24 protein-coding genes, 1 tRNA gene, 2 rRNA genes and 1 other RNA gene are annotated in these 25,939 nt (G+C 44.3%); 14 read left to right on the top strand and 14 right to left on the bottom strand.

Going from position 1 to position 25,939, the window contains the following annotated elements:
• Positions 1 to 113: 113 nt before the first annotated feature.
• Positions 114 to 1,718 carry an L-aspartate oxidase gene (gene nadB / locus CAG58_RS01890; protein ID WP_004394336.1) on the top strand — a complete coding sequence of 535 codons (1,605 nt, stop codon included), beginning with the start codon at positions 114 to 116 and terminating at the stop codon, positions 1,716 to 1,718.
• 5 nt (positions 1,719 to 1,723) lie between these two features.
• Here the strand turns inward: nadB and CAG58_RS01895 are convergent, their stop codons facing one another.
• Together CAG58_RS01895 and CAG58_RS01900 are read right to left on the bottom strand one after the other, a co-directional pair.
• Entirely contained in the window at positions 1,724 to 2,128 is a 405-nt protein-coding gene (locus CAG58_RS01895) for a protein YgfX (RefSeq protein WP_332396535.1), read from the bottom strand.
• Positions 2,097 to 2,357: an FAD assembly factor SdhE gene (locus CAG58_RS01900; protein ID WP_004394337.1), complete on the bottom strand. Its 261-nt coding sequence runs from the start codon at positions 2,355 to 2,357 to the stop codon at positions 2,097 to 2,099. Before CAG58_RS01900 ends, CAG58_RS01895 begins: the two co-directional genes overlap by 32 nt.
• Positions 2,358 to 2,504: 147 nt before the next feature.
• On the opposite strand from CAG58_RS01900, the gene ygfZ reads away from it, so the two are divergent.
• From ygfZ to CAG58_RS01915, 3 genes are all read left to right on the top strand, one after another.
• Positions 2,505 to 3,476 carry a tRNA-modifying protein YgfZ gene (gene ygfZ, locus CAG58_RS01905; protein ID WP_161426008.1) on the top strand — a complete coding sequence of 324 codons (972 nt, stop codon included), beginning with the start codon at positions 2,505 to 2,507 and terminating at the stop codon, positions 3,474 to 3,476.
• The gene (locus CAG58_RS01910) at positions 3,469 to 3,945 is read left to right on the top strand and encodes an aminoacyl-tRNA deacylase (protein WP_158144672.1); all 477 of its coding nucleotides are present in this window, start codon (positions 3,469 to 3,471) and stop codon (positions 3,943 to 3,945) included. The genes ygfZ and CAG58_RS01910 overlap by 8 nt, the downstream gene beginning before the upstream one ends.
• 559 nt (positions 3,946 to 4,504) lie before the next feature.
• Positions 4,505 to 4,711 carry a DUF1107 domain-containing protein gene (locus tag CAG58_RS01915; RefSeq protein ID WP_040903845.1) on the top strand — a complete coding sequence of 69 codons (207 nt, stop codon included), beginning with the start codon at positions 4,505 to 4,507 and terminating at the stop codon, positions 4,709 to 4,711.
• Positions 4,712 to 4,811: 100 nt separating this feature from the next.
• Here the strand turns inward: CAG58_RS01915 and CAG58_RS01920 are convergent, their stop codons facing one another.
• The 3 genes from CAG58_RS01920 to CAG58_RS01930 are packed head-to-tail and all read right to left on the bottom strand — an operon-like array spanning position 4,812 to position 7,836.
• The gene (locus CAG58_RS01920; RefSeq protein WP_154170734.1) at positions 4,812 to 6,059 is read right to left on the bottom strand and encodes an FAD-dependent 2-octaprenylphenol hydroxylase; all 1,248 of its coding nucleotides are present in this window, start codon (positions 6,057 to 6,059) and stop codon (positions 4,812 to 4,814) included.
• A gap of 11 nt (positions 6,060 to 6,070) precedes the next feature.
• On the bottom strand, positions 6,071 to 7,249 hold the full coding sequence (ubiH, locus tag CAG58_RS01925) for a 2-octaprenyl-6-methoxyphenyl hydroxylase (RefSeq protein WP_161426009.1): 1,179 nt from the start codon (positions 7,247 to 7,249) through the stop codon (positions 6,071 to 6,073).
• A gap of 11 nt (positions 7,250 to 7,260) precedes the next feature.
• The gene (locus CAG58_RS01930) at positions 7,261 to 7,836 is read right to left on the bottom strand and encodes a YecA/YgfB family protein (RefSeq protein WP_040903869.1); all 576 of its coding nucleotides are present in this window, start codon (positions 7,834 to 7,836) and stop codon (positions 7,261 to 7,263) included.
• 240 nt (positions 7,837 to 8,076) lie between these two features.
• Here CAG58_RS01930 and zapA point away from each other — a divergent pair, with 240 nt between their 5' ends.
• The 5 genes from zapA to serA all read left to right on the top strand — a co-directional run bounded on the left by zapA (position 8,077) and on the right by serA (position 11,570).
• Positions 8,077 to 8,379, top strand: a complete 303-nt coding sequence (gene zapA / locus CAG58_RS01935) for a cell division protein ZapA (RefSeq protein ID WP_040903846.1) — start codon at positions 8,077 to 8,079, stop codon at positions 8,377 to 8,379.
• A 22-nt stretch (positions 8,380 to 8,401) separates the two neighbouring features.
• Positions 8,402 to 8,585: non-coding RNA, 6S RNA (gene ssrS, locus CAG58_RS01940), on the top strand.
• Between the two features lies 1 nt (position 8,586).
• The gene (locus CAG58_RS01945) at positions 8,587 to 9,177 is read left to right on the top strand and encodes a 5-formyltetrahydrofolate cyclo-ligase (RefSeq protein WP_154170107.1); all 591 of its coding nucleotides are present in this window, start codon (positions 8,587 to 8,589) and stop codon (positions 9,175 to 9,177) included.
• 163 nt (positions 9,178 to 9,340) lie between these two features.
• Positions 9,341 to 9,997: a ribose-5-phosphate isomerase RpiA gene (gene rpiA / locus CAG58_RS01950; protein WP_004394347.1), complete on the top strand. Its 657-nt coding sequence runs from the start codon at positions 9,341 to 9,343 to the stop codon at positions 9,995 to 9,997.
• Between the two features lie 343 nt (positions 9,998 to 10,340).
• Positions 10,341 to 11,570 carry a phosphoglycerate dehydrogenase gene (gene serA / locus CAG58_RS01955; RefSeq protein ID WP_004394348.1) on the top strand — a complete coding sequence of 410 codons (1,230 nt, stop codon included), beginning with the start codon at positions 10,341 to 10,343 and terminating at the stop codon, positions 11,568 to 11,570.
• Positions 11,571 to 11,628: 58 nt separating this feature from the next.
• Here the strand turns inward: serA and ilvN are convergent, their stop codons facing one another.
• The 6 genes from ilvN to CAG58_RS01985 form a co-directional block, all read right to left on the bottom strand.
• Positions 11,629 to 12,123, bottom strand: a complete 495-nt coding sequence (gene ilvN, locus CAG58_RS01960) for an acetolactate synthase small subunit (RefSeq protein WP_004394349.1) — start codon at positions 12,121 to 12,123, stop codon at positions 11,629 to 11,631.
• A 1-nt stretch (position 12,124) separates the two neighbouring features.
• Entirely contained in the window at positions 12,125 to 13,864 is a 1,740-nt protein-coding gene (locus CAG58_RS01965) for an acetolactate synthase 3 large subunit (protein WP_040903847.1), read from the bottom strand.
• 518 nt (positions 13,865 to 14,382) lie between these two features.
• A complete protein-coding gene (locus tag CAG58_RS01970; protein ID WP_161426010.1) occupies positions 14,383 to 16,188 on the bottom strand; it encodes an AMP-dependent synthetase/ligase in 1,806 nt (601 codons plus the stop codon).
• A gap of 177 nt (positions 16,189 to 16,365) precedes the next feature.
• The gene (gene leuO, locus CAG58_RS01975; protein WP_161426011.1) at positions 16,366 to 17,325 is read right to left on the bottom strand and encodes a transcriptional regulator LeuO; all 960 of its coding nucleotides are present in this window, start codon (positions 17,323 to 17,325) and stop codon (positions 16,366 to 16,368) included.
• Between the two features lie 353 nt (positions 17,326 to 17,678).
• Positions 17,679 to 18,725: an MJ1255/VC2487 family glycosyltransferase gene (locus tag CAG58_RS01980; protein WP_161429636.1), complete on the bottom strand. Its 1,047-nt coding sequence runs from the start codon at positions 18,723 to 18,725 to the stop codon at positions 17,679 to 17,681.
• Positions 18,722 to 19,258, bottom strand: coding sequence for a phosphatase PAP2 family protein (locus CAG58_RS01985; RefSeq protein ID WP_161426605.1), 537 nt, complete (start codon positions 19,256 to 19,258; stop codon positions 18,722 to 18,724). The genes CAG58_RS01980 and CAG58_RS01985 overlap by 4 nt, the downstream gene beginning before the upstream one ends.
• A 450-nt stretch (positions 19,259 to 19,708) precedes the next feature.
• Between CAG58_RS01985 and leuA the strand changes: the two genes are divergently transcribed.
• The 5 genes from leuA to CAG58_RS02010 all read left to right on the top strand — a co-directional run bounded on the left by leuA (position 19,709) and on the right by CAG58_RS02010 (position 25,414).
• Complete coding sequence (gene leuA / locus CAG58_RS01990) at positions 19,709 to 21,259, top strand: 2-isopropylmalate synthase (protein WP_158138907.1); 1,551 nt, start codon at positions 19,709 to 19,711, stop codon at positions 21,257 to 21,259.
• Between the two features lie 65 nt (positions 21,260 to 21,324).
• Entirely contained in the window at positions 21,325 to 22,416 is a 1,092-nt protein-coding gene (gene leuB / locus CAG58_RS01995) for a 3-isopropylmalate dehydrogenase (RefSeq protein WP_158138908.1), read from the top strand.
• A 63-nt stretch (positions 22,417 to 22,479) separates the two neighbouring features.
• Entirely contained in the window at positions 22,480 to 23,886 is a 1,407-nt protein-coding gene (gene leuC, locus CAG58_RS02000; RefSeq protein WP_161426604.1) for a 3-isopropylmalate dehydratase large subunit, read from the top strand.
• Positions 23,887 to 23,901: 15 nt separating this feature from the next.
• The gene (gene leuD / locus CAG58_RS02005) at positions 23,902 to 24,504 is read left to right on the top strand and encodes a 3-isopropylmalate dehydratase small subunit (protein ID WP_158138910.1); all 603 of its coding nucleotides are present in this window, start codon (positions 23,902 to 23,904) and stop codon (positions 24,502 to 24,504) included.
• Positions 24,505 to 24,661: 157 nt separating this feature from the next.
• Positions 24,662 to 25,414: a DUF547 domain-containing protein gene (locus CAG58_RS02010; RefSeq protein ID WP_237665961.1), complete on the top strand. Its 753-nt coding sequence runs from the start codon at positions 24,662 to 24,664 to the stop codon at positions 25,412 to 25,414.
• Between the two features lie 41 nt (positions 25,415 to 25,455).
• Here CAG58_RS02010 and rrf (CAG58_RS02015) read toward each other — a convergent pair.
• The 3 genes from rrf (CAG58_RS02015) to rrf (CAG58_RS02025) form a co-directional block, all read right to left on the bottom strand.
• Positions 25,456 to 25,571 (bottom strand): 5S ribosomal RNA (gene rrf, locus CAG58_RS02015).
• 31 nt (positions 25,572 to 25,602) lie between these two features.
• A tRNA-Thr gene (locus tag CAG58_RS02020) sits at positions 25,603 to 25,678 on the bottom strand.
• A 79-nt stretch (positions 25,679 to 25,757) separates the two neighbouring features.
• Positions 25,758 to 25,873: ribosomal RNA gene (rrf, locus tag CAG58_RS02025) — 5S ribosomal RNA — on the bottom strand.
• Positions 25,874 to 25,939 lie beyond the last annotated feature (66 nt).

Consider the following 25,939-nt stretch of genomic DNA (forward strand, 5'->3'; position numbering starts at 1 on the left):
AGGTATAAAGATCTTAAAGGTTAGTCACGTTTACAACAAGTAAATACCTTGTCAGCTTTAGTTTAATTTCAAGTGGGTGTGTTCCACTTAAAATTCAGGAAGTAAACCATCTTATGAACGACTCTCGAGAACATCAATGCGACGTATTGATAGTAGGTAGTGGCGCGGCAGGCTTATCTTTAGCGCTGCAAGTAGCCGAGCACTGTCATGTGATTGTATTGAGCAAAGGACCTCGTAGTGAAGGGGCGACCTATTACGCACAAGGCGGTATTGCGGCGGTGTTTGACGAATCCGATAGTATCGAATCTCATGTGCAAGACACGCTGATCGCTGGCGCAGGGATCTGCGACCAAGAGACGGTACAATTTATCGCCGAGCATGCCAAAGCGTGTGTTCAGTGGCTGATCGATGGCGGCGTTCCTTTTGATAGAGAAGAGAACGATCCCGCGGGGCAGCCACGTTACCATTTAACCCGTGAAGGTGGTCATAGCCATCGACGTATTTTGCACGCCGCTGACGCCACCGGCATGGCGATGCAAACCTCGCTGCAAGATAATATTCTCCATCATCCTAATATTCGCCTGTTTGAGCGCTACAATGCGCTCGATTTGATCACCGAAGATAAAATTGGTGGCGATGCGGATAAAGTGGTCGGGGCTTATGTCTGGAATCGTAACGATGAACACGTTGAGACGATTCGAGCTAAATTTGTTGTGCTCGCGACCGGCGGAGCATCAAAGGTATATCAATACACCTCAAATCCAGACGTCTCTTCGGGAGATGGTATCGCAATGGCATGGCGCGCAGGTTGCCGAGTCGCCAATCTGGAATTTAACCAATTTCATCCAACGTGTTTGTATCATCCAGAGGCTCGTAATTTCCTGCTTACCGAAGCACTGCGCGGTGAAGGCGCTTATTTACGTCGCCCCGATGGCAGCCGCTTTATGACCGATTTTGATCCGCGGGCAGAACTGGCCCCACGGGATATCGTCGCTCGAGCCATCGACTATGAGATGAAACGCTTAGGCGCTGATTGTATGTATCTTGACATCAGCCATAAGCCTGCTGAGTTTATAGAGAAGCATTTTCCAACCATACATAGCCGACTGATGGATTTGGGCATTGATATGACCAAAGAACCGATCCCGATTGTCCCAGCGGCTCATTACACCTGTGGTGGTGTGGTTATCAATCAACAGGGCCAAACCGATCTTAAACAGTTGTATGCGATTGGTGAAGTCAGTTATACCGGTTTGCATGGTGCCAACCGCATGGCGTCTAACTCTTTGTTAGAGTGTGTGGTTTATGCTTGGTCTGCGGCGCAGGATATTTTACGTCAGCATCCTCAAGCCCAGATGCCGCCGTCACTACCTCATTGGGATGAAAGTAAAGTGACTTGCTCGGATGAAGAAGTCGTCATTCAACACAATTGGCATGAACTCCGTCTATTTATGTGGGATTACATGGGCATTGTTCGTACCGATAAACGCTTAGCACGAGCTTTACGACGCATTCAGTTATTGCAGCAAGAAACCCATGAATACTACAGCCATTTCCGAGTATCCAATAACCTCCTTGAGCTACGTAACTTATTGCAGGTCGCAGAGCTTATGGTCCGCTGTGCGATGCAACGCAAAGAGAGCCGAGGGTTACACTACACGTTAGACTATCCGCAACCACTAGAAAAGAGTGGCCCAACCATTCTCTCACCAAGATGATAGCGTCAACGGGAGCCTGAGTGCTCCCGTTTTAAGCGCCCCAGCAACTGACGATAATCCGTTTCAGAACAGCTATCTCGCCATAAAAGCACTGATCGCTGTCGACCATAAAAACGAATGAATAATCCTCGATACAATAACGATACACCTTGGTAGGAAAACTCTTGGTCTGCCCATCGCAGCCGTCCGGAAAAATCAATCTCGATCTCTTCTGACAAGGTGACTGGCAGCCAATCTAATAAAGGTGTCTTTAACCAATAACACAGAATAACCACTGCGGCCACGAGAGGGATGGGTGAAATTAATAATGCCCATATCAGCAGCATCAACAGACACCACGCGGTAATATGGGCAAACAGGGAAGAAGTTAAAGCAAGCTTAACGAACTTTGCTGAGATTATAAGCGACAATCTTGTCTACCATGGCAGCGTGACCGAGATTTTCTGAGCGACCATGCCCCATGATCCAAGTAAAAAGATCCGGATCATCGCACTCAAGTAAAGAGACAAAATCTTGCTGTTCTGATTCACTCAAGGCTTCAAAACACTCCTCGAAAAAGGGCATGACAACCACATCAAGCTCTAACATGCCACGACGGCATGCCCATTTCACTCGTGCTTTCTCTTGCGTAGTGTACATCGACTTTCCTCACCTTAGGTAGATTTTCAGCAAGTGTAACAAGCAACCCTCAATACAACTAGTAGCTTAGTCACAGTCCCTATTCAAGCTGACAAAAAACTTGATCCAGATTAACATAGTGAAAATCATTTCAGTTAGGTGAAGGATATGAGCTGGAAAAATACATTTACCCCTCTTTTAGTGACCGCCAACGATCGATTGCCTGAATTGATGGTGACCCATCTCGAACAATGGGCCGCAATCTACGTTTCAGGCATCGACAGTAAACCTTACTTACAAGGACAGCTCACCTGTAATGTGGTTGCATTACCTGCACAACAAATGGTTTACGGCGCCCACTGCGACGCGAAAGGCAAAGTATGGAGCGCTTTTCGTTTATTTCATCATCGAGATGGCTACGCCATGTTCCAACCCGCTTCAGCGGTTGACGTCGAATTACGAGAACTCAAAAAGTACGCGATTTTTTCTAAAGTGACCATCGAGCAAAGCCAAGATGTCGCTTTAGGCCTGATCGGGAAACAAGCTGAGCTGTGGCTCAACCAATTCAATGATTGTCGCGATGACGTACGCGTTTTAGAGCAAGGCACAGCGGTAAAAATCAGTGCTCAACGTTGGTTATTGTTAGTTAAGCCGGATTCTGTAGAAGCCTTACTGGAAAGCATGCCGGCCCAACGGGTCAACTCAGAGATCTGGACTCGTTTTGAGATTCAAGAAGCACTGCCGATCGTCACTCAAGAGCAGCAAAATGAACATATCCCGCAAGCGTTAAACTTACAGGCTTTAGGTGGCATCAGTTTTAATAAAGGTTGCTATACCGGGCAAGAAACCGTAGCACGAGCCAAATATCGTGGGATCAACAAACGGGCTTTATGTCTGGTCGCCGGTGATATCCATCAGCCGTTAAACGCCAATCAAAGCATAGAATTAGAGCGAGCGGTTGGTGATAACTGGCGCAGCGCTGGAGTGCTCATGGCTCATTACACCTTTACTGATCAGCGTGCCATCGGGCTTATCGTTCTGCCTAATAACCTAGAGGCTGATACTCTGTTACGCATCAAGTCTCAGCCAGAGACACGTTGGACACTGCAACCTTTACCTTATTCACTGGATAATGCTTAAACCACTTTCAACCCCAATCATCCGCTATCTAGAGCAACAAGGAATCGATCATCAGCTACTGCACCATCAGTCAGCCGCAATCAGCATCGAAGATGCCGCTCGTCAGCGCGGCATCCATCCTAGTCAAATGGTCAAATGTCTTTTATTGCGCGACATGAGTAACCGCTTAGCTTTAGCTTGTGTACCAGGTGATCGCTCTGTCGATCCTAAGCTAGTTCGCAAAATATTGGATTGGCGAAGAATGACTTGTGTCGACCGATCTCAAGTTGAAGCGTTAACAGGCTATACGATAGGGACCGTCACTCCATTATGCTTGAGCCTATCGCTGCCGATTATTTTTGATTATTCATTAATGCAACACACGCTGGTAACCATCAGCAGTGGCTCAGCGTATGCTGGGATAGCGTTAGCACTGAATGACTTAGTGAAATTATGCCAACCTCAATTTGCAGATATTGTTCGCGATTAGCGCTATTCATGGTCAAAATAGTGTGATCACATCTAAATTATTCAGTGTATCCACATGAATATTAAATCACTTTTCAATCATAAATAGTTAATGGTGTAATTTTCAGTTACCCTAATTTTACTGATGAAGGTCAGTCCGTTCACTTGATATCAAAGTACCGATTAAGTGTTCAGTAGCATCGTCAGTAAAAAGTGATTAGCAGGGTTTGCCTGTAACTCGCTTTGTGTGTAATGCATCTGTGATTATTTAGCCCGCAACCTTGCGGGCGTTTTTTACAAAAAAATCACTCACCTATCACTCGTTTTTATTTTCTTCCGCTATTCTTATTACTGTCATATTCATTTGGCTCAATAGGTGCCACAAAAAAATCATTACTGCTGTCGATACCTAAACCATGGTCTATCCTATCGCCAAATGATCATCAACCGAAACGGGATAGGTAGTACGGCAAATTATTAAACTCGTCAGTCAATGCAGTAAGTATAGCTGCCTTCATCACACTATTTTTCTGTGATTTAACTTATACTTACTAATATGGAAACAAAGAAAGGATCGAAATATGAGACTGTTTAAGCGCTATACACCCAGTATGATTGCTAAGCACGTAAGTCGTCTTTTTAAAGGAAGAATCTATATCTACGGTGTCGGTCGATTTGAGTTTGACCATGGAAAACTGATTTTACCTGAACGTGCTGAACAACGACATTTCCAGACCGTCAATGAGGTCAACCAAGAAATCCGTCGCTTACGTTGTGCTTACGCTTAATTCCCTCATTACCTCATTCATCGAAAAAGGGTTGGCTTTAAGGCCAACCCTTTTTTATGCGTCATCGACACGCGAAACTCTGGTTAAGCGAACCGCTCCGCTAGCGACATGGGTTGTGATCACGGTGATGATCCGCATTAAAGCACTGGGCAATTTTAGGTAGTTCACCTTTTAAACCAAGCGCATGCATCATCATCATCTGTTTCCCCCCGGGAAGCTGACCAGCCAAATGCATGCCCATACCACGCAGCCATTTCTTAGCCGGATGACTCCCGGAAAATAATTCTTTAAAACCTTGCATACTAGCAAGCATTTTGGCGGCTTCTGCTTTACGCCAACGTTCGTAAGGTCGTAAATGGCGATGATGGCCAATATCAAATCCTTGCTGCCAAGTGATCAGTATATGCTCAGCTAAACTTGCCGCATCAAGTAGCCCCAAATTAGCGCCCTGCCCAGCAAGAGGATGAATCGTATGCGCCGCATCACCCACTAACGCGATACGCGGTCTAGCAAAATCACGAGCATAACGCGCCGTCAAAGGAATCACATGTCGTATTCCGACGACTTCACATCGCCCAAGACGAGCGTCAAACTCAACCGTCAGTGCTTTATTAAATTCCAGATCATCTAGCGCCATCAATCGCTGCGCACGACTCGATTCAGTTGACCACACAATCGAACTCATGTGCTCTTCACTCATCGGCAAAAAGGCTAACGGCCCTTGGGGAGTGAAAATCTGTCGAGCCATCGCCTGATGCGCCAGCTCAGTGCGCACGTTAGCAACCAAAGCATGATGCCCGTAATCCCAATACGTTAAGGGGATATCGACTTGGCGACGCACCCAAGAGTGAGCACCATCCGCCCCCACGACCAGTTTCGCGGTCAACGCTTGGCCATCACTGAGAGTTAGCCACGCTTCATTCTCACCAATAGCCAATTGTTGGCAATTGGCTGGCATATATAAACTGACATTGGCTTGTTTTTTTACTTCATCCAGCAGTGCCAATTGAATTACTCTATTTTCAACAATATGCCCAAGGTTGGGCTGGGTAATCTGCTGCGCAGAAAACGCTATCTGAGCGAAGCTATCTTGCTCCCACACTTCCATACCCAAGTATGGTGTCGCTCGACGAGCGAGGATCCCCGACCACACGCCAAGGTTTTTCAATACCGTTTCACTCGCGCGGCTCAAAGCAGACACTCGAACGTCTGGCAAGGCATCAAGCTGAGTGTCGGGGGCTTTACTTTCAATGATCGCGATTCTCAAATCGGAATCTTTTAGCGCTGCCGCAAGTGTTAACCCAACCATACCGCCACCGACGATGGCAATATCCACACTTTGCATCATATTCATTACCTTTATCCTAAAGTGCGATTGAGCAAGGGGGTTTTTAGCAAGGGAAGCATTTCCATCGCCATTAATCCCAGGTTACGTCCCACTCGTAATGTCAGCCAATCATTAGAAAATAGATGAACTAATGTCGACGTTAATTGAATCGTTGCTTGACGATCCGTTTCACGGCGCTGACGAAACGTCGCTAATTGGCGATAGTCCCCCATCAACCGAGTATCTTCTTCGCTAAGCACTTGCGCCAGTGTGGCAATATCTCGGATCCCCAAATTAAAACCTTGCCCGGCAATCGGATGCAGCGTTTGCGCTGCATTACCAATGGTGACAAATCGATGCGCGATAGTCTGGGGATGATAACGTAGGAGTAATGGGTAAGTAGAACGCTGTCCAACCTGTAAAAATCGCCCCAAACGCCAACCAAACGTCGCTTGTAATTGGGTAAGAAACTCACTGTCTGAGACATGCTGCATCCGTTCAGCTTGCTCGGCAGATAAGCACCAGACTAACGATAAACGATTGTCACTCATGGGTAATAGCGCTAAAGGCCCAGATGAAGTAAAACGTTCAAATGCTAGTCCCTGATGTGCCTGATCAGAAAGTACATTGGCAATTAAGGCCACCTGTTCAAAATCATGCTCTTGGCGAACGAATCCTATTTGGGAACTAGATGTCGACAGCGCACCATCGGCGGCAACCAATAACTTCCCTGTAATTATCTGCTGATCAGATAAGGTCACGCTAACCTGTTCCGACGTCCGCTCAACATGCTCAACGCTAAGCGGACAATAGTAAGTTATATTATCGCAGGCGTTAATTTTCTCAGCGTACTGTTGACCGACTTTAGACAGTTCGACCACATACCCTAAAGCGTCTAAACCAAGCTGCGCGGAATCGAAGTTAACCATCCCAGCATAAGAGCGGTCAGAAACGTGGATCTGGGAGATGGGTGTTGCAAAAGGATATAGGCTATCCCACACCCCCCAGCTTTTTAATAATTCTACCGTACCATGAGCCAATGCAATCGAGCGAGAATCAAACCCAGGATGTGCATGATGGTCCGTTTGAAACGGTTCGATGATGGCGATCGATAGGGGTTGCTGACTTAACGCGTTCAGCGCTAACGCCAATGTCGACCCCGCCATTGCACCACCAGCAATAATCACATCAAAAGATTGCACCTCTCTCACAGCTTCCTCACTTAATGCACAATAGGTTTGGTATCAGGATTCACGGTTCCTTTGAACTCGATGTACAACATAAACACACACGCTTTGATATGTTCAATCACATGCTCAAGTAACTGTGCTTGCTGATCGAGATCATCTTCTTCATCAATACCTAATTTTGCAATCTCTTCTAAATCTTGCAGTGCTTCTTTGGCATGTGCAGATAAACCGGACATCGTAACGGCCATTAAACCCAGTCCAGAAATGAAGTGATTAACCCAATCAGCGACGCCATCCGCAAACTGAAATAAGGCATTCGTATCATCGGTGATCGGTACCAACAAGGTTAACTTAAAATCGTCACTGGCGAGCTCGGCTTGAGTCGCTAACAGTAACTGTTTGGCTTTTTCTAATGCGCTCGTCGGCCAGCCCATGCCATCATTGGTATAATCAAAAAGCAGCGGCTGCCAGCTTTGATCGTTCAAAGTTAAGCCTCCGGCTAACATCCCTGCGATCAAACCATGCAGTTCAGCTGGATTTATCGCTAACGATGCCGCTTGGAGTTCGCTGGCTAGTTGGTTATAACTGGGAAACGTTGTATCGCTCATGGTCACTTCATCATGGTAAATAATTGCCATCCTATCACTTCAAGGTCATCGGGAAAATCCTCAGTGTAGGGTTTGTGCTTCGCTTTAACGCAAATTGGTTAATAAGTCGGTGTTTGCTTTACCAATTACTATTTATCCACGTGAAAAGCTTGAATCTTGTGACCACTTTACCTATAGTTTGCCCCTCGATGGTTGCTCAGATAGAATCATCATTAGTTACGCGAATAGAGTTCACTTATCATGAGTAATCAAGCGGTTGACGTTGAAATTTTAGGCAAAACAACGCGTGTCAATTGTCCCTCTGGACAAGAAGCATCGTTAATACGTGCCGCACAAGATCTCGATCAACGATTGAAAGATATGGCTGAACGTACTAAGGTAACTAATGAGGTTAAGCTACTTACCATTGCCGCTCTCAATATCTGCTATGAGCTACAAACGGAACGGCAAAAGCAGAATGAACAACAGCAACAAATCAGTGAGCGAGTGGAAGAGCTGACTGCATCGCTACAAGCAGTACTCAATAAAGTACCACACGGATAGTGTTATTTTTATCTGCACAAGTTTTACCCTGGAGTGTTTGTCAGAGGATGTACGTCCCTGAGCCGATAAGCAACACATAAGGGTTGGTACTTGGTCACTATTGAGCAGGCTCGGCTTGTACCGAGAAGCCTACGGTAGCCATTGCTAATCCGCCTTGAACCAGCTGGTTCAAGGGCCACAGTCCTCAACGGCACTCTGGGGTTCCTAATGTTACACACCCGTCAACAGCTGCGTGGATTGATTCGTCAACGACGCAATCAACTGTCTCAGGCCGAGCAGCAACAAGCCAGTCAAGCCTTAATCCAACGCTTTATCGAGCTTCCTGAAGCGCAAACAAGCCAACATATTGCCCTATATCTGGCTACTGATGGCGAATTAAATACTCAACCTCTGATTGAACGGTTATGGGCCCAAGGTAAATATGTTTATCTACCGGTATTGCACCCATTTTCTCCCGGTCACCTTCTTTTTTTACGTTATCAACCGACCACGCCCATGGTGCGTAATCGTTTTGCGATTCTTGAGCCGCGACTCAATCAACAGCTGATTCAACCACTGAAACAGCTGGATCTGATTTGCACCCCGTTAGTGGCCTTTGATGCTCATGGTCAACGCTTAGGGATGGGCGGAGGATATTATGATCGCACTCTCGCTAATTGGTTTGTAACTGGGCAAGGAGCCACACCGATTGGTCTTGCGCATGACTGCCAATATCTAGAGCAATTACCTCACGAAAGTTGGGATGTCCCATTACCTAAAATCGTCACTCCCACCCGACTTTGGCAGTGGAAAGCGTGATCAGCGTAGACATAAACGACTCGATAGTTGCCTTCTCTCAGTACAGCTGAACACCATTTGAGTATATAATCTCGCCCTTATTCCCCCTTTATGGTTAATGTATTGGCAGGGTTACTTGTTCAATACCAATCAACATTCAATGACTCACAATCAGGAGATAGGCATGACTCAAGATGAAATGAAAAAAGCCGCCGGCTGGGCTGCACTTAACTATGTCAAAAAAGGCAGTATTGTTGGTGTCGGTACAGGCTCAACTGTTAATCACTTCATCGATGCCTTAGGCTCTATTAAGGATGATATTCAAGGCGCAGTCTCGAGCTCATTGGCTTCAACAGAAAAACTCCAAGCACTTGGTATCAAAGTTTATGACTGTAATGACATTGAAGCATTAGATGTTTACGTGGATGGGGCTGATGAAATCAACGCTCAACGCGAAATGATTAAGGGCGGTGGTGCGGCCTTAACGCGAGAAAAAATTGTTGCAGCGATTGCTAAACAATTTATCTGTATCGTCGATGGCAGTAAAGCTGTTCCCGTGCTAGGGAAATTTCCACTGCCAGTTGAAGTTATCCCAATGGCACGTAGCTACGTTAGCCGTGAATTAAGCAAATTGGGCGGAAAACCTGTCTATCGTGAAGGGGTGATTACTGATAACGGTAATATTATTTTGGATGTGCACGATCTGCACATTACTCAAGCCAAAGCGCTGGAAGATAAAATTAACTCGATTACCGGTGTCGTGACCAATGGTTTATTTGCTCATCGTGGTGCCGATGTGGTGATCACGGGAACCGAGCAAGGTGCCAAAATCGAAGAATAAGATTGAGAAAATCACCACCTTTTTGGTTATTTGATTACAAACGGCACCTTGAGTGCCGTTTTTATTGCTTTTCATTAAAGAATATTCTCGCTTATTCCGTAATTTTCTTACCCAAACCGGAAAATATTTGTTAGTTTATTGGAGCAAAGACACACAAGGAAAACGTTTGCGTTGAATAAAATAAGTCCAATAATTGACGTTTGATACCCAAACCATTTGAAAAATAGCTCTATGACCGATTTATCACGCAATCATCAACGACGTGAAGCGGTGACTTCAAACGGAATGGGGATACTTGTGGTTCACTCAATAAGCCCATTTCCCATATTTAAGGACGAGTATCATGGCCAAAGTTTCACTAGAAAAAGATAAAATTAAAATCTTACTGCTGGAAGGATTACACCCTTCAACCGTCGAAGTTTTACAAGCTGCTGGTTACAGCAATATTGAATATCACAAAGGTTCGCTCGAAGAAGCCGAGCTACTGGAAGCCGTCAAAGACGTCCATTTTATCGGTATTCGCTCGCGAACCAATCTCACTGAGTCGGTGATTAACGCCGCTAATAAGCTGGTTGCTATCGGTTGTTTTTGTATTGGCACCAACCAAGTTAATTTAAAGGCCGCAGCCCAACGTGGTATTCCGGTATTTAATGCTCCCTTTTCTAACACACGCAGTGTGGCCGAATTGGTTTTAGGCGAAATCCTCTTGTTGTTGCGCGGTATCCCAGAGAAAAATGCTTTGGCTCATCGTGGCATCTGGAAAAAAAGTGCCGACAATTCCTATGAAGCGCGCGGTAAACGCTTAGGGATTATTGGTTATGGTCATATTGGTACTCAGCTCGGAATTATTGCTGAAAACCTCGGTATGCATGTCTATTTCTATGACATTGAGAATAAACTCTCTTTGGGCAATGCCACTCAAGTGCATACCATGAGTGAGCTACTCAATAAGTGTGATGTTATCTCTTTGCATGTTCCAGAAACGCCGGAAACCAAAAATATGATGGGCGTAGAAGAGTTCGCCCGCATGAAACCAGGCGCTATATTTATCAACGCTGCTCGGGGTACCGTGGTTGATATTCCTGCACTGTGTGGCGCTCTTGAATCTGGCCATATTGCCGGAGCCGCGATTGATGTTTTCCCAACGGAGCCGGCGTCAAACAAAGAACGCTTTGAGTCACCACTCACTGCATTTGATAATGTCCTTCTTACCCCACACGTTGGCGGTTCAACTCAAGAAGCGCAAGAAAACATTGGTATCGAAGTCGCTGGTAAGCTCACCAAATACTCAGATAACGGCTCAACCCTATCGAGTGTTAACTTCCCTGAAGTATCACTACCTCAGCATCGTGATTGTTCTCGTTTATTGCATATCCATGAGAATCGCCCCGGTATCCTAACCCAAATCAACACCATTTTTGCCCAAGATGGGATCAATATTGCCGCGCAATATTTACAAACTAGCGCCAATATTGGCTATGTGGTTATCGATGTCGAAACGGCACGCTCCGAAGAAGCCTTAATCAAGCTTAAGGCTATTGATGGCACCATTCGTGCGCGTATTCTTCATTAATCAAACCATACAACGAAAAAAACCAGCCGAGGCTGGTTTTTTTCGTTTTTAGCTTGCCTTAACCGCGCAGCGCTCGCTCGCCACGAGTCATGCCAACCACACCGCTTCGCGCCACTTCAATCACTTCCGTGACTTCGGTGATCGCCGCGATAAAGGCGTCCAATTTATCGCTGGTTCCGGTTAATTGAACCGTATATTGCGCAGCAGTCACATCAACAATCTGACCACGAAAGATATCAGCCGTGCGCTTAACTTCAGCCCGAGCAAAACCGCTGGCTTTGACTTTAACCAACATCAATTCACGCTCGATATGCTCAAACTCCGAGACTTCTTGCACTTTCAAAACATCGATCAATTTATGCAGTTGCTTTTGAATCTGCTCTAACTGCATCTGATCCGATTTCGTGGTGATGTTCAAACGCGACAATGTTGCATCATCCGTGGGCGAGACGTTTAACGTTTCAATGTTATAACCACGCTGAGAGAACAAGCCAACCACACGAGAAAGCGCACCAGGCTGGTTTTCTAACAGTAAGGAAATGATATATCTCATTTTAGGTTCTCTCCGTTCTGCTTAACCACATTTTATCCATGCCTTCACCCTTAATTTGCATTGGGTAAACATGCTCGGTCTCATCAACGTTAATATCAACAAACACTAAACGATCTTTCATCGCGAGGGCTTTAGCCAGTCCTGATTCCAGTTCATCAGGGGATGAAATGCGCATCCCAACATGGCCATACGCTTCCGCTATCGCGGCAAAATCAGGGACTGAACTCATGTAAGAGTTAGAGTAGCGGCCTTGATAAATAATATCTTGCCACTGTTTGACCATGCCTAAAAAACGGTTATTGAGGTTGATGATCTTGACCGGAATACCATACTGCAATGCGGTAGAAAGCTCTTGGATATTCATTTGAATACTGCCATCACCCGTCACCACCACCACTTCTTCCTCTGGAAGCGCAAACTTAACACCAAGCGCCGCGGGTAAACCAAACCCCATCGTGCCAAGACCACCAGAGTTAATCCAGCGACGCGGCTTATCAAATGGATAGTAAAGCGCAGCAAACATTTGATGCTGACCAACATCAGAGGCTACATAAGCATTGCCTTCGGTAAGCCGAAATAAACTTTCGATCACTTGCTGAGGTTTGATACGTTCGGCAGAAGTTTCATAGCGTAAACATTGACGCTCTCGCCACTGCTCTATCTCTTGCCACCACAAGGCTAATGCTTGATGATCATTAGCTTCTTCTTGCTCGTGCAATAATTTGAGCATGGTCGTTAAAACTTGTTCAGCTGAGCCGACGATCGGTAAATCAACTTTGACATTTTTTGAGATAGAAGATGGATCAATATCGATATGCATGATCTTGGCATTAGGACAATATTTTTCCAAATTATTCGTCGTACGATCATCAAACCGAACTCCGACCCCAAAAATTAAATCCGCATGATGCATCGCCATATTGGCTTCATACAAACCATGCATACCCAACATGCCTAAACTATTTTTATGGGTACCAGGAAAAGCGCCCAATCCCATCAATGTACTGACCACAGGAAGATTGAGCTGTTCGGCTAAGGCTCTGATAGGTTTATCGGCTTGTGAAATGATCGCCCCACCACCGATATACAGTACCGGTTTTTTAGCAGCGAGCAGCGCTTTCAAGGCTTTTTTAATCTGCCCTTTATGACCAGCAGTCGTTGGGTTATAGGAGCGTAGATGGATAGAATCTGGGTATTGATAGGGTAATTTAACCAAAGGGTTCATTACATCTTTGGGAATATCAATCACCACAGGACCAGGACGTCCAGTGGCAGCGATGTAAAACGCTTTTTTGATCGTTTCTGGGATATCTTGCGCTTTTTTAACTAAAAAACTGTGTTTTACAATCGGCCTTGACACACCAACAATGTCACACTCCTGAAAAGCATCATTACCAATTAAATTGGTGGCAACGTTACCAGAGATAACAATCATTGGAATGGAATCCATATACGCGGTGGCAATACCGGTGATGGTATTGGTCGCACCAGGTCCAGAGCAGACCAATACCACTCCCGTCTTTCCTGTGGCTCGAGCATAACCATCCGCCATGTGCGTGGCGGCTTGTTCGTGCCGAACCAATACATGCTTAATTTGATCAGCTTTGAGATGTAATGCATCGTAAATATCTAATACGGAGCCACCGGGATAGCCAAAAATCTGCTCCACCCCTTCTTCTATCAGCGATTGCACGACCATTTCAGCGCCAGATAACATCGCTCTATTGGGTAATTCTGCCATTTTCTTCTCCTTGACCAATCTTCTACACCGGGTCAGTGCATAAAGCTGGTTTTACATAGTCTAGGGCTTATTTGTAGCCTGATGTGGAAGCCTTCCGCTTTCCGCTATGTCCCGCACCGGTCATAACAAGTGCTAAGGTAACGCAACAACTGTAACGGTTTATTTTCATTAGGTCTAATGGCATAAAACGCCAGCAAACAATAAGATAAGGTAAATAAATGTATAAAAGGCGCTCAATGTTGAATTTATCATCATACACAGAGTAGAGAGGCAGAAAGGGGATAAAAAACAGAGTAATATTTTGTTACGTTAGTCCATCGCTCTCTTCTTGATGCAGCAATACATCCAGATTCACACGCGAACGCCACGCAAAATGGTTTAAAGCACTAGAAAACGTAGTCAATCAAAATACAGTGGCTATAAGCTATCATTACTTCCGCCCCTGTCATCGAGCGATCGGGGCGGAGAACATTCTGGCTTAACGGATAATCATATCGCGTGACAAGGCGTTCGAGAATTTACTCTTTTGATTTATCACGATACATGTCTTCAATTTCGTGTTGATAGCGATCATTAATCACTTTACGACGTAGTTTCTGGGTTGGGGTTAATTCACCTTCATCCATAGAAAAGGCTTTAGGCAGCAGTTTAAACTGTTTTACCTGCTCAAATTTAGCCAAGCCTTGTTGTAAATCATGAACTCGTTTTTCGAACATTTCCAACACTTGGCTATGTTTGATCAGTTCAAGACGATCGTGATACTTAATATTTAATTCTTTCGCGTAGCTCTCTAGTGTATCAAAACACGGAACAATCAATGCAGAAACAAACTTACGCGTATCGGCAATTACGGCAATTTGTTCAATAAAATGATCTTTGCCTATCGTGCCTTCAACAAGCTGAGGTGCAATGTATTTACCATTCGAGGTTTTCATTAACTCTTTAATACGATCGGTAATAAAAACGTTACCGTATTCATCAATATGTCCGGCATCACCAGTTTTTAAAAAGCCTTGTTCATCAAAACTATTCGCGGTTTCTTGCGGCATTTTGTAATAACCACGCATCACCATCGGCCCGCGAACCAAAATTTCATTATTTTCACCAATTTTAAGCTGCACATTCGGCATACTGATACCAATAGAATCAGGATTAAACTGGTGATCGTTCCAACAAGAGACGGTGGCACTGGTTTCCGTCATGCCATAACCCAATTTGACATTGATGCCAATCGCATGGAAAAAGCGTCCGATCGTTTCATCCAATTTTGCGCCACCACATGGCATAAAATGGATTCGTCCGCCCAATAAAGCTCTTAACTTAACCAACACCAATTTATCCGCAAGCTGATAGCTACGCACTAACAACCATGACGGTTGACGATTCTCTTGACGACATAAGGCCATTTTGGCTCCCATGTTGACCGCCCAAGTAAACAAGGCTTTGCGATGAAATGGCGCTTTCGCGACTTTTTCATGGATAGCAGAGAAAATCTTTTCGTAAAAACGCGGCACAGCACACATCACGGTAGGGCGCACCTCACTCAATGCCTCACGGACTTGAGATACCTCTTGCAAATAAACGTTGGTCGCTCCTTTATACAGAACATAACAACTCCACGCGCGCTCAAAGACATGCGAAAGTGGTAAGAAACACAAAGAGATGTCCTGATCAGAAAGAGTTAACCGTTGATCATGCCCTTCTAATTGAGCACCAATGTTACGGTAATCAAGCATCACCCCTTTAGGTTGTCCGGTCGTGCCTGATGTATAAATTAGGGTATAAAGATCATCATAGTTAGCCTTTGCGATACGTGCCGATAGCTCAGCTTGCTGAGCAGTAGAACCTTGAGCAATAAAATCACTCCAAGTAAAAGCATGGCAAAAACCCTGTAAATCAATGTCATCACTCATGGCGATGATCAATTGTAAGGTCTCACATTGTTCAAAAATAGCGAGAGCCACATCATACTGTGCTTGCTCACCGACAAATAATACTTTGGCATCCGCGTTGTGCAAAATATAAGCACACTGCTCTGGTGTATTGGTTGGGTAAATCGGCACCGTCACCAATCTTGCTTGCAAGGCAGCAAAATCGGCAATTGTCCATCGTGGCATGTTGGGGGAACAAATTGCGACTTTATCTTGAACATCCAAACCTAACGATAATAATGCTAAGGACAGTTGATCCATTTGTTGACCAAATTGATGCCAAGTAATGTCCTGCCACGCTTTATCCACTTTATGCTGTAATGCAATACGATTGCCACCGCGCGAAATTTGCTCACGAATACAGTTAACGATATGAAAATCTAAATTGACCATGTCTCTTACCTATGGCTTACACTTGTAAGCTATTTTTTGAGCGAACAAGTGTACATTTAACCGTTGAAAAGACAATGGCACGGTATCAAACTTTTACGAAAAGATTGCCTCTTAAAACAAAAAGAACTTCAGGTTAAGGCTTTCCCTAACCTGAAGTTCACGCCACGCCAATATTATTTACGACAAGGCAACGACATTGCCACAAGTCATCATTAATTGGTCACGTAACCAAATATGGCCTTTGTCTTTTTCACTTGATTCGTGCCAGCTTAAATAACCGCTGATACTTGCATGATCAAATGGAAAATCTAGAATTTGCAACTGCTCTTTATTCGCTGCGTGTTCAACGACCCAACGTGGAGCAATCGTTATAAGTTCAGATTGACCAACGACATAAAGTACATTGCTCAAGCTGGTTCCTTCGTAGTTTGCTTGGCAATCTAATTCACGATATGCCTGCTCAGAAAAACTGCGTTGACCATGAACTTTTGACAGCTTAGCGTGTTGTTCACTCGCCAGTAACTCACGAGTGATCGATCCTTGAATTCGTGGATGAGATTTGGCAGCGACCACCACTAACTCATCTTGGAATATTTCGGTACTGGAAAAACCTTGTTCATCAAATCGGGCGTAGTCAATAACAAAATCAATCTCTTGATAACGCATGCGCTCAGCTAATTGACGATCAAACTCCGCATCAAGATGCAATTGAACGTGAGGCGCTTGCTCATGAATGGTCGCCATAATTTGCGGTGCAAAACGAATATCACAAGGACTACAAATCGCTAGTTTGAATAAACGAGTCGAGGTCAGAGGAGAAAACACCGAGCTTGGTAATTCATTACGAATGAGTTGTAGTGCTTGGCGAATCGGGCCAAACAACTGACGAGCACGTGGTGTGGGTTGAATCCCTCGTCCTTGGCGCATAAACAGTTCGTCATTAAACATCACTTTTAAACGCGCAACCGCATTGCTCACTGCAGGTTGAGACATGCCTAAATTATGGGCAGCTCGAGTAATATTTTGCTCTTGCATCACCGCATCGAACACAGTGAGTAAATTTAAATCAACGCTACGCAGAGTGCTTTCCATACGGTAACTAGCAATTGCGCTCATTGGATCTTTTTTGTTAAGCATAAAGTACGCCTCTTTTTTTATTATCATCTACCTCAAATTTCACCGCAATGAGTGGTAACCCATCTCAAGCAAAAAAAGAATGCAGAAGTATTTATTACCCAGATAATTTCTGGTGAGACCTACTATCAACGATTCATTTAACTAATAGCAATAGGATTGAGAAAAAGTCAGTAAATTTTACCATAAGCAAATAAACCACCTTTAATTTCAATTGGTTAGTTTTTTATAAAAAAAGATAAAGTTTATTTTCCTGTGTTTTTTATAAAACATTGACCTCGCGAATACTTTAAGACGTAAACAAAAACTAATATTCACACGATAAATATCATTCGATGTAAGAATAATTTAGTGAATTAATTTAACGCTGCATAATTAGGGAAATCGACTTGCTTCCAAAGCTGTTGTGATAATTCCGAGTGACAAGCCCAGTTTCCGTTAAGCAACCAGTCAACGATTGCCCCCGCCACATCGGGATAATGTATGCGCTCAATGTCTTGTTCATTCAGCCATTCACTGATCACAAAAGCATCCAATGAGTTCATACTCGCTGCAAGTCCAAGCAACTCTAAAGTGGCCACATTGCTTTGTTGTTCAAATTGACCGATTAATGGCTTTAACAGGAGCTTTTTTCCTAACGATAAGGCTTCAGAAGGTAATTCAAACCCACCATTAGCGATAACACCTGAACAACGGTGTAAATCAATCTGAAATGATTGGTGAGACAATGGCTTTAAATGCAGATTATCAACTTGCAGGCTCTGCTCAATCGCTGGGTGATAGCAGATAAAAGATTGGTGAGTAAAGCGGGTCAATAATTCACACACTTGTTCCAAGTCTTCAAAAGGCAAATAAACCAAGATAAATCCCTGATTAGTAATCGATTGATTTGACGAATGAATGATCGGCGGCAAAATAGGCTGATTGAAGTGGTACCAATGCAAAGCGAGATAATAATTAGCCGGAGAAAAATGCTGCATGATCGATTTGTCCAACCAACTGGCTCCTTTAATAGGTACTGAATAACGAAACGCATTCTGGTGACTTAAGCTAATAGACGTAATCCCTTGTTGTTTCGCCGCCCAAGCCGTCACTGGTTCAAAATCGTTGATCACTAAATCATAGCCACTTAAATCAAGGTTTGTTACCTCTTGGTAATATCGTCCAAGACGATTCGCGCAAAGCGTCTTTAAGTAACTCACCTTTCCTCGCTGAGAAATAAAAGTCAAACCATGCCGTGTCTGATAATGACCAAAACACTCCATCGAAAAATAGTGTTGGGCATCTCGACCAGAAAACAAGAAGTCGACTTCGATATGGCGTTGCTTAAAGGCATTGCTCATCGCGCGTGCGCGAGCAATATGCCCATTTCCCGTTCCTTGGACACCATAAAGTATTTTCATAATAATGCCCCCTCGAGAATAATCATCGCTATCACAGCCGAGCAATACCCCAACAACGCACCAGCGACGACATCTGTAAAAAAATGAACGCCTAATACAATACGCGAACTACCGATCAATCCTGCCCAAATCAGAGCAGCAGGATAAAGACTCGGGTAAAACTGCCCTATCAATGTCGCCATTAAAAAAGCGGCGGCGGTGTGGCCTGAGGGTAAGCTGTAACGATCAGAGGGAGTAATAGAGGCGGTAAAACAAGGCGAATAGTCTTGTGGTCTACGTCGCTGAACCGCATTTTTCACCACCCAATAAACCGGTAATTCGATGGCAAAAGCCGCCATACCAATAATGAGAAATTGACTACCATGATTCCTATCAAGCCCCCAAGCCAATAAGCCTAATATTAAATAAAGATGGCCATCTCCCGTATGAGAGACCGCCTTACTTACATTCGTTAAGGATGAAGTCGCTTGATGTCGTAAACAATAGGTCGATAAAGCTAAATCTAACTTAATCAGTGGTTCAATGGTGCGCATGCTCTATTCCTTGCTTAATCTACTCAATGTTTATTGAGCATAGGTAAGGCAAATGACAACACCGTGATCCTTTGTTTGAAAATAGATGACAGACCGACCTCACTCTAATCGCTTAATATCACCGTTAATCAATAAAAATAGATTTAGGGGTTGACGAGTTCAGTGGAGTGCGGTACTAATTTGTTAACTTAATCGTGTGGAATGTTAATAATGATATTACGTATTTCTCTTCTGCTAGGCCTACTTCTGATCGTGAACCAATCGCGCGGGTAGCTTGTGGAAGAAAAATAACACACTGATTACATAGAACCCGCACAGAGATGCGGGTTTTTTTATATCAATATTCAGGAAGTCAACCAGAAACCATCGGCTTAATCCAGTGCTAAGACCCCAAAAATATCAGTCTAGCTAAATTAAACCGACAGGCACAACAACTATCAGGGAGCAAACATGAGTGATCAGGTCATTATCTTCGATACCACATTACGTGATGGCGAACAGGCGTTATCAGCGAGTCTAACCGTCAAAGAAAAGCTACAAATCGCTTATGCTCTTGAGCGCTTAGGCGTTGATATAATCGAAGCCGGATTTCCTGTCTCCTCTCCTGGTGATTTTGAATCGGTCCAAACCATTGCTAAACACATCAAAAATAGCCGAGTCTGTGCCCTTTCGCGTGCCGTTGCGAAAGATATCGATGCTGCCGCCGAAGCATTAAAAGTCGCCGACGCTTTTCGTATTCACACCTTCATTTCAACATCCACGATTCACGTACAAGATAAATTGCGCCGCAGTTACGATGATGTGGTGGACATGGCGGTGCAAGCCGTCAAACATGCCAGAAACTATACCGATGACGTCGAATTTTCCTGTGAAGATGCTGGACGCACTCCCATAGATAACCTTTGTCGCATGGTAGAAGCAGCGATCAATGCTGGAGCACGTACCATTAATATTCCCGATACGGTTGGCTATACCGTACCTAGCGAGTTTGGTAGCATCATTCAAACCTTATTTAATCGTGTTCCCAACATCGACAAGGCGATAATTTCCGTTCATTGTCATGATGACTTAGGCATGTCGGTTGCCAACTCGATTGCAGCGGTTCAAGCCGGTGCAAGGCAGATAGAAGGCACGATCAATGGTATCGGTGAACGTGCTGGTAACTGTGCCCTAGAAGAAATCGCCATGATATTGAAAACTCGTCACGACCTATTAGGCGTTAAAACCAATATTCGTCATGAAGAAATCAGTCGGACAAGTAAATTAGTCAGCCAACTGTGTAATATGCCTATCCAAAGCAATAAAGCGATTGTTGGAGCGAATGCATTTAGCCACTCATCGGGTATTCATCAAGATGGGGTATTAAAAAATAAGAATACCTACGAAATCATTACCCCTGAATCGATTGGTTTGAAAAACCAAGCGCTGAATTTGACCAGTCGTAGTGGTCGGGCGGCCGTGAAAAGTCATATGGAATCGATGGGCTATCATGAACATGAGTATAATTTAGATGCGTTATATGAAGACTTCCTCAAATTGGCTGATCGTAAAGGTCAGGTATTCGACTACGACTTAGAAGCCTTAATGCACTTTTCGAATTTACGTGAAGAAGACGATTTCTATAAGTTGAATTATCTTAGTGTGCAATCTGGTAGTGTCATGGCCACCACCACAATTAAACTTAAGTGTGGTGATGAAGAACATTGCGAAGCCGCCGTCGGTAATGGTCCGGTTGATGCGCTCTATCAATGTATTTATCGTCTCACAGGTTATGACATCGTCTTGGATAAATTCGATTTAACCGCAAAAGGCGAAGGAGAGGATGGCCTTGGCCAAGCCGACATTATTGCCAACTATAAAAATAGAAAATACCACGGCACAGGGGTTTCTACGGATATCGTTGAAGCATCAGGTCAAGCACTACTGCATGTGATCAATAGCATTCATCGTGCAAACCAGATTGACCAAATTAAACAAAAGAAAAACGTCGTCACGGTATAAATCCCGCAACGACGGATTCGCAAACACAGATCAATAAAAATTAGACAAATAGATAAAGGACGACCATGACAGACAAACACTACCGCATTGCTGTTTTACCCGGTGATGGCATTGGACCAGAAGTAATGCAACAAGCCGACAAAGTGCTTGATGCTATTGAACAAAAGTACTCATTCACCTTTAGCCGCGAATATCATGATGTCGGCGGAATTGCCATTGATAATCATGGATGCCCATTACCCCAAAGTACCTTAGATGCCTGTGAAGAAGCTGATGCGGTACTTTTTGGTTCTGTTGGCGGCCCCAAATGGGAGCATCTGCCACCAAACGAACAACCAGAGCGTGGTGCATTACTGCCTTTACGTAAACATTTCCAGCTATTTTGTAATTTGCGCCCTGCACAAATTCATCCTGGATTAGAGAGCTTTTCACCTTTGCGTGCCGATATTTCTGAGCGAGGCTTTGATATTGTGGTCGTTCGTGAGCTGACTGGCGGTATTTATTTTGGACAGCCGAAAGGACGTGAAGGAGAAGGCGCCAATGAAAAAGCCTTTGATACTGAAGTCTATCATCGTTATGAAATCGAACGTATCGCAAAAATTGCTTTTGAATCGGCTCGCTTACGTCGTAAAAAAGTCTGTTCGGTAGATAAAGCTAACGTTTTACAAAGCTCTATTTTATGGCGTGAAGTGGTTGAACAGGTAGCTCAAGACTACCCAGATATTGAACTTTCTCATCTCTATATAGATAACGCGACTATGCAACTTATCAAAGATCCTGCTCAGTTTGATGTGATGTTGTGCTCGAATATTTTTGGCGACATCATCTCCGATGAGTGTGCAATGATCACCGGTTCAATGGGGATGCTGCCTTCTGCAAGCCTGAATGAGAGTAACTTTGGCCTTTATGAACCAGCCGGTGGATCAGCACCGGATATTGCCGGTAAAAATATTGCCAATCCCGTAGCACAAATTCTTTCTGCTGCATTAATGTTACGTTATAGCTTAGGTGAAGAACAAGCAGCACAAGATATTGAAAATGCCGTATCAAAAGCACTATCCGCCGGAGAACTGACAGCGGATCTTGCAGGCAACAAACCGGCACTCTCTACCTCAGAAATGGGCGATAAAATCGCTGGTTATATTTTACACTCATAATAAGTCGTGCTCGGTTAACGATACGAGCACACTATGCAGCTCAAAGAGCTCAAGGAAGAAGCAATGTCATCAGCAAAAACGTTATATGAAAAAATTTATGATGCGCATGTGGTGGTTGCCGCCCCCGGTGAAACGCCTATTTTGTACATCGATCGCCATTTGGTCCATGAAGTAACCTCACCACAAGCCTTTGATGGATTAAGAGAAAAAGGTCGTCCAGTACGCCAAGTCAGCAAAACCTTCGCGACCATGGACCACAACGTCTCTACCACCACCAAAGATATTAATGCGTCAGGGGAAATGGCGCGGATTCAAATGGAAACCCTCTCAAAAAACTGCGCTGAATTTGGGGTAACTCTCTACGATTTAAACCATAAATATCAAGGCATTGTCCATGTTATGGGCCCAGAACTTGGTATCACGCTACCTGGCATGACGATTGTTTGTGGGGATTCACACACCGCGACACATGGCGCTTTTGGCTCACTCGCGTTTGGTATTGGTACCTCTGAAGTTGAACATGTATTAGCAACCCAAACCTTGAAGCAAGGCCGTGCTAAGACAATGAAAATCGAAGTACGAGGTAAAGTGGCTCCTGGCATCACCGCCAAAGATATTGTTCTAGCAATCATCGGCAAAACAACCGCTGCCGGAGGTACTGGTTATGTCGTAGAATTCTGTGGTGAAGCAATTCGCGATCTTTCTATGGAAGGACGCATGACCGTGTGTAACATGGCGATTGAATTAGGGGCAAAGGCAGGACTGATCGCTCCTGATGAAACAACCTTTAATTATATTAAACAACGTAAATTCGCACCGAAAGGCGCTGATTTTGATGCCGCTGTCGAGTATTGGAAAACACTGACGACCGATCCCAATGCACAATACGATGCAATCGTCACTTTAGATGCCTCAGAAATAAAACCACAAATCACTTGGGGAACCAATCCAGGACAGGTTATCGCTGTTGATGAGGTAATCCCATCACCAGAGAGCTTTAGTGATCCGGTCGAAAAAACATCCGCTGAAAAAGCGCTGGCTTATATGGGCTTAGAAGCAGGCCGCTCACTATCTGAATACAAAGTCGATAAAGTATTTGTTGGATCGTGTACTAATTCACGAATCGAAGACATTCGTGCTGCCGCAGCCGTTGCAAAAGGTAAAAAAGTCGCCCCTCATGTACAAGCATTGATAGTCCCTGGCTCCGAGCAAGTAAAAGCACAAGCTGAAGCAGAAGGTCTCGATAAAATCTTCCTCGATGCAGGGTTTGAATGGCGTTTACCCGGCTGTTCGATGTGTCTCGCAATGAATAATGACCGCTTAGGGCCAGAAGAGCGTTGTGCTTCGACATCCAATCGAAACTTTGAAGGCAGACAAGGGCGAGCGGGAAGAACTCACTTAGTCAGCCCTGCGATGGCAGCCGCCGCAGCGATTGCCGGACACTTTGTCGACATTCGTCAATTTAGCTAATAAGGAGCAAGTGATATGTCAGGTTTTCAACAACACACTGGTTTAGCTGTTGCTCTTGATGCAGCCAATATTGATACTGATGCGATTATCCCAAAGCAGTTTTTGCAAAAGGTCAATCGTATCGGCTTTGGACAACACCTCTTCCATGATTGGCGGTTTTTAGATGATGCAGGATTAACCCCTAACCCTGATTTTGTCATGAATCAACCTCGTTATCAGGGAGCAAGCATCTTACTCGCACGTGAAAACTTTGGTTGTGGTTCGTCAAGAGAACACGCCCCTTGGGCACTCGCTGATTACGGGATAAAAGTCATCATTGCTCCAAGCTTTGCCGATATTTTTTATGGTAATGCAATAAATAATCAGATGCTCCCTGTCCGCTTATCCGATCATGAGGTAGAGGAGCTGTTTCACTATGTTCAGAACACACCAGGAGCAACGATTGACGTCGATTTGCAAACGCTCAATGTCGTCGCCAACAACAAAACCTACTGCTTTGAAATCGATGATTTTCGTCGACACTGCTTACTCAATGGATTAGACAATATTGGTTTAACGCTGCAACATGAAGCTAAAATCGCCGAATATGAAGCCAAGATACCGCATTTTCTAGCTTAAATCCGACAACTAAAATTAGGGCTGATCATACAGCCCTAATTTTATTGTTCAATATCCATGGCTATCTTCGAATATCACCGACACTATTTTCCAACATCATCCTACTTATTTCACTTTCACCAAGGAACCTATGAAATTTTTACTATCACTCTGATCCTTGTCCTGGTCATTATCGATTAGTGCTGCGCCTAAATCAGAATTATGGGATTTCTGGAATCAAAGTAATGAAGCTAATACACAAGAGGTATCTCATCAAGCATGGCAACAACTTCTCGATCGCTATCTTTATCAACAAGGTATGCACACCCTTTTCGATTACGCCAATGTAGAAATCTCCGACCGAGAAAAATTACAGACTTATATTAACCAATTGGCAAGATTGGATCCGAGAACATTAAACAAGCAGCAGCAATATGCTTACTGGATAAACTTGTACAACGCCTTAACCGTTAATATCATTCTTGAGCACTATCCAGTCTCGTCAATCACTAAAATTGGAGGGTGGTTTCGGTTTGGTCCTTGGAACCTACCATTATTAGAGATCGCCAGTCAAAAACTCACTCTTAATGATATTGAACATCGAATTTTAAGACCAATATGGCAAGATCCTAGAATTCACTACGTCGTTAATTGTGCTAGTCTCGGTTGCCCAAACCTGCAAAGTGAAGCCTTTACGGCACAGAATATCGATCGATTACTTGAGAAATCTACCCATGAATTTATCAACAGCGAGAAAGGTGCCAAGATAACCAAAGACCAGCTTATTCTATCTTCCATCTATCAATGGTATGCCGATGATTTTGGTTCTCAAGCAGAGTTGATGGCTCATCTTTCGCTGTATCGTCCAGAACTTACCACCTATCGTGGAACAATCCGTTATGAGTATGACTGGCGACTAAATAGCAAATAGCAAAAAGCCTCTGTATTGCTACAGAGGCTTTTTAAATGAGTACCTGGCGATGTTCTACTCTCACATGGGGAGACCCCACACTACCATCGACGCTGTTTCGTTTCACTTCTGAGTTCGGCATGGAATCAGGTGGGTCCAAAACGCTATGGTCGCCAAGTGAATTTTTATAGCTAATGCTATTGAATCACTGGTGCTGATACCCAGAATCGAACTGGGGACCTCATCCTTACCAAGGATGCGCTCTACCGCCTGAGCTATATCAGCAGATCTATTTTTAAACTGCTAGTCCGCTTATTATCAGCGCTAGAGTGACTTCTTCTCGTAAGAAGAAGTAGAAATTAAAGCCTGGCGATGTTCTACTCTCACATGGGGAGACCCCACACTACCATCGACGCTGTTTCGTTTCACTTCTGAGTTCGGCATGGAGTCAGGTGGGTCCAAAACGCTATGGTCGCCAAGCAAATTTGGTTAATTCGGAAAGCTGTTTTTCATTCTCTACACATTCAATGCACTTCTTTGAGTCCA

Source organism: Vibrio sp. V31_P5A7T61 (genome assembly GCF_009904895.1).
GTDB classification, from domain to species: Bacteria; Pseudomonadota; Gammaproteobacteria; order Enterobacterales; family Vibrionaceae; genus Vibrio; species Vibrio metschnikovii.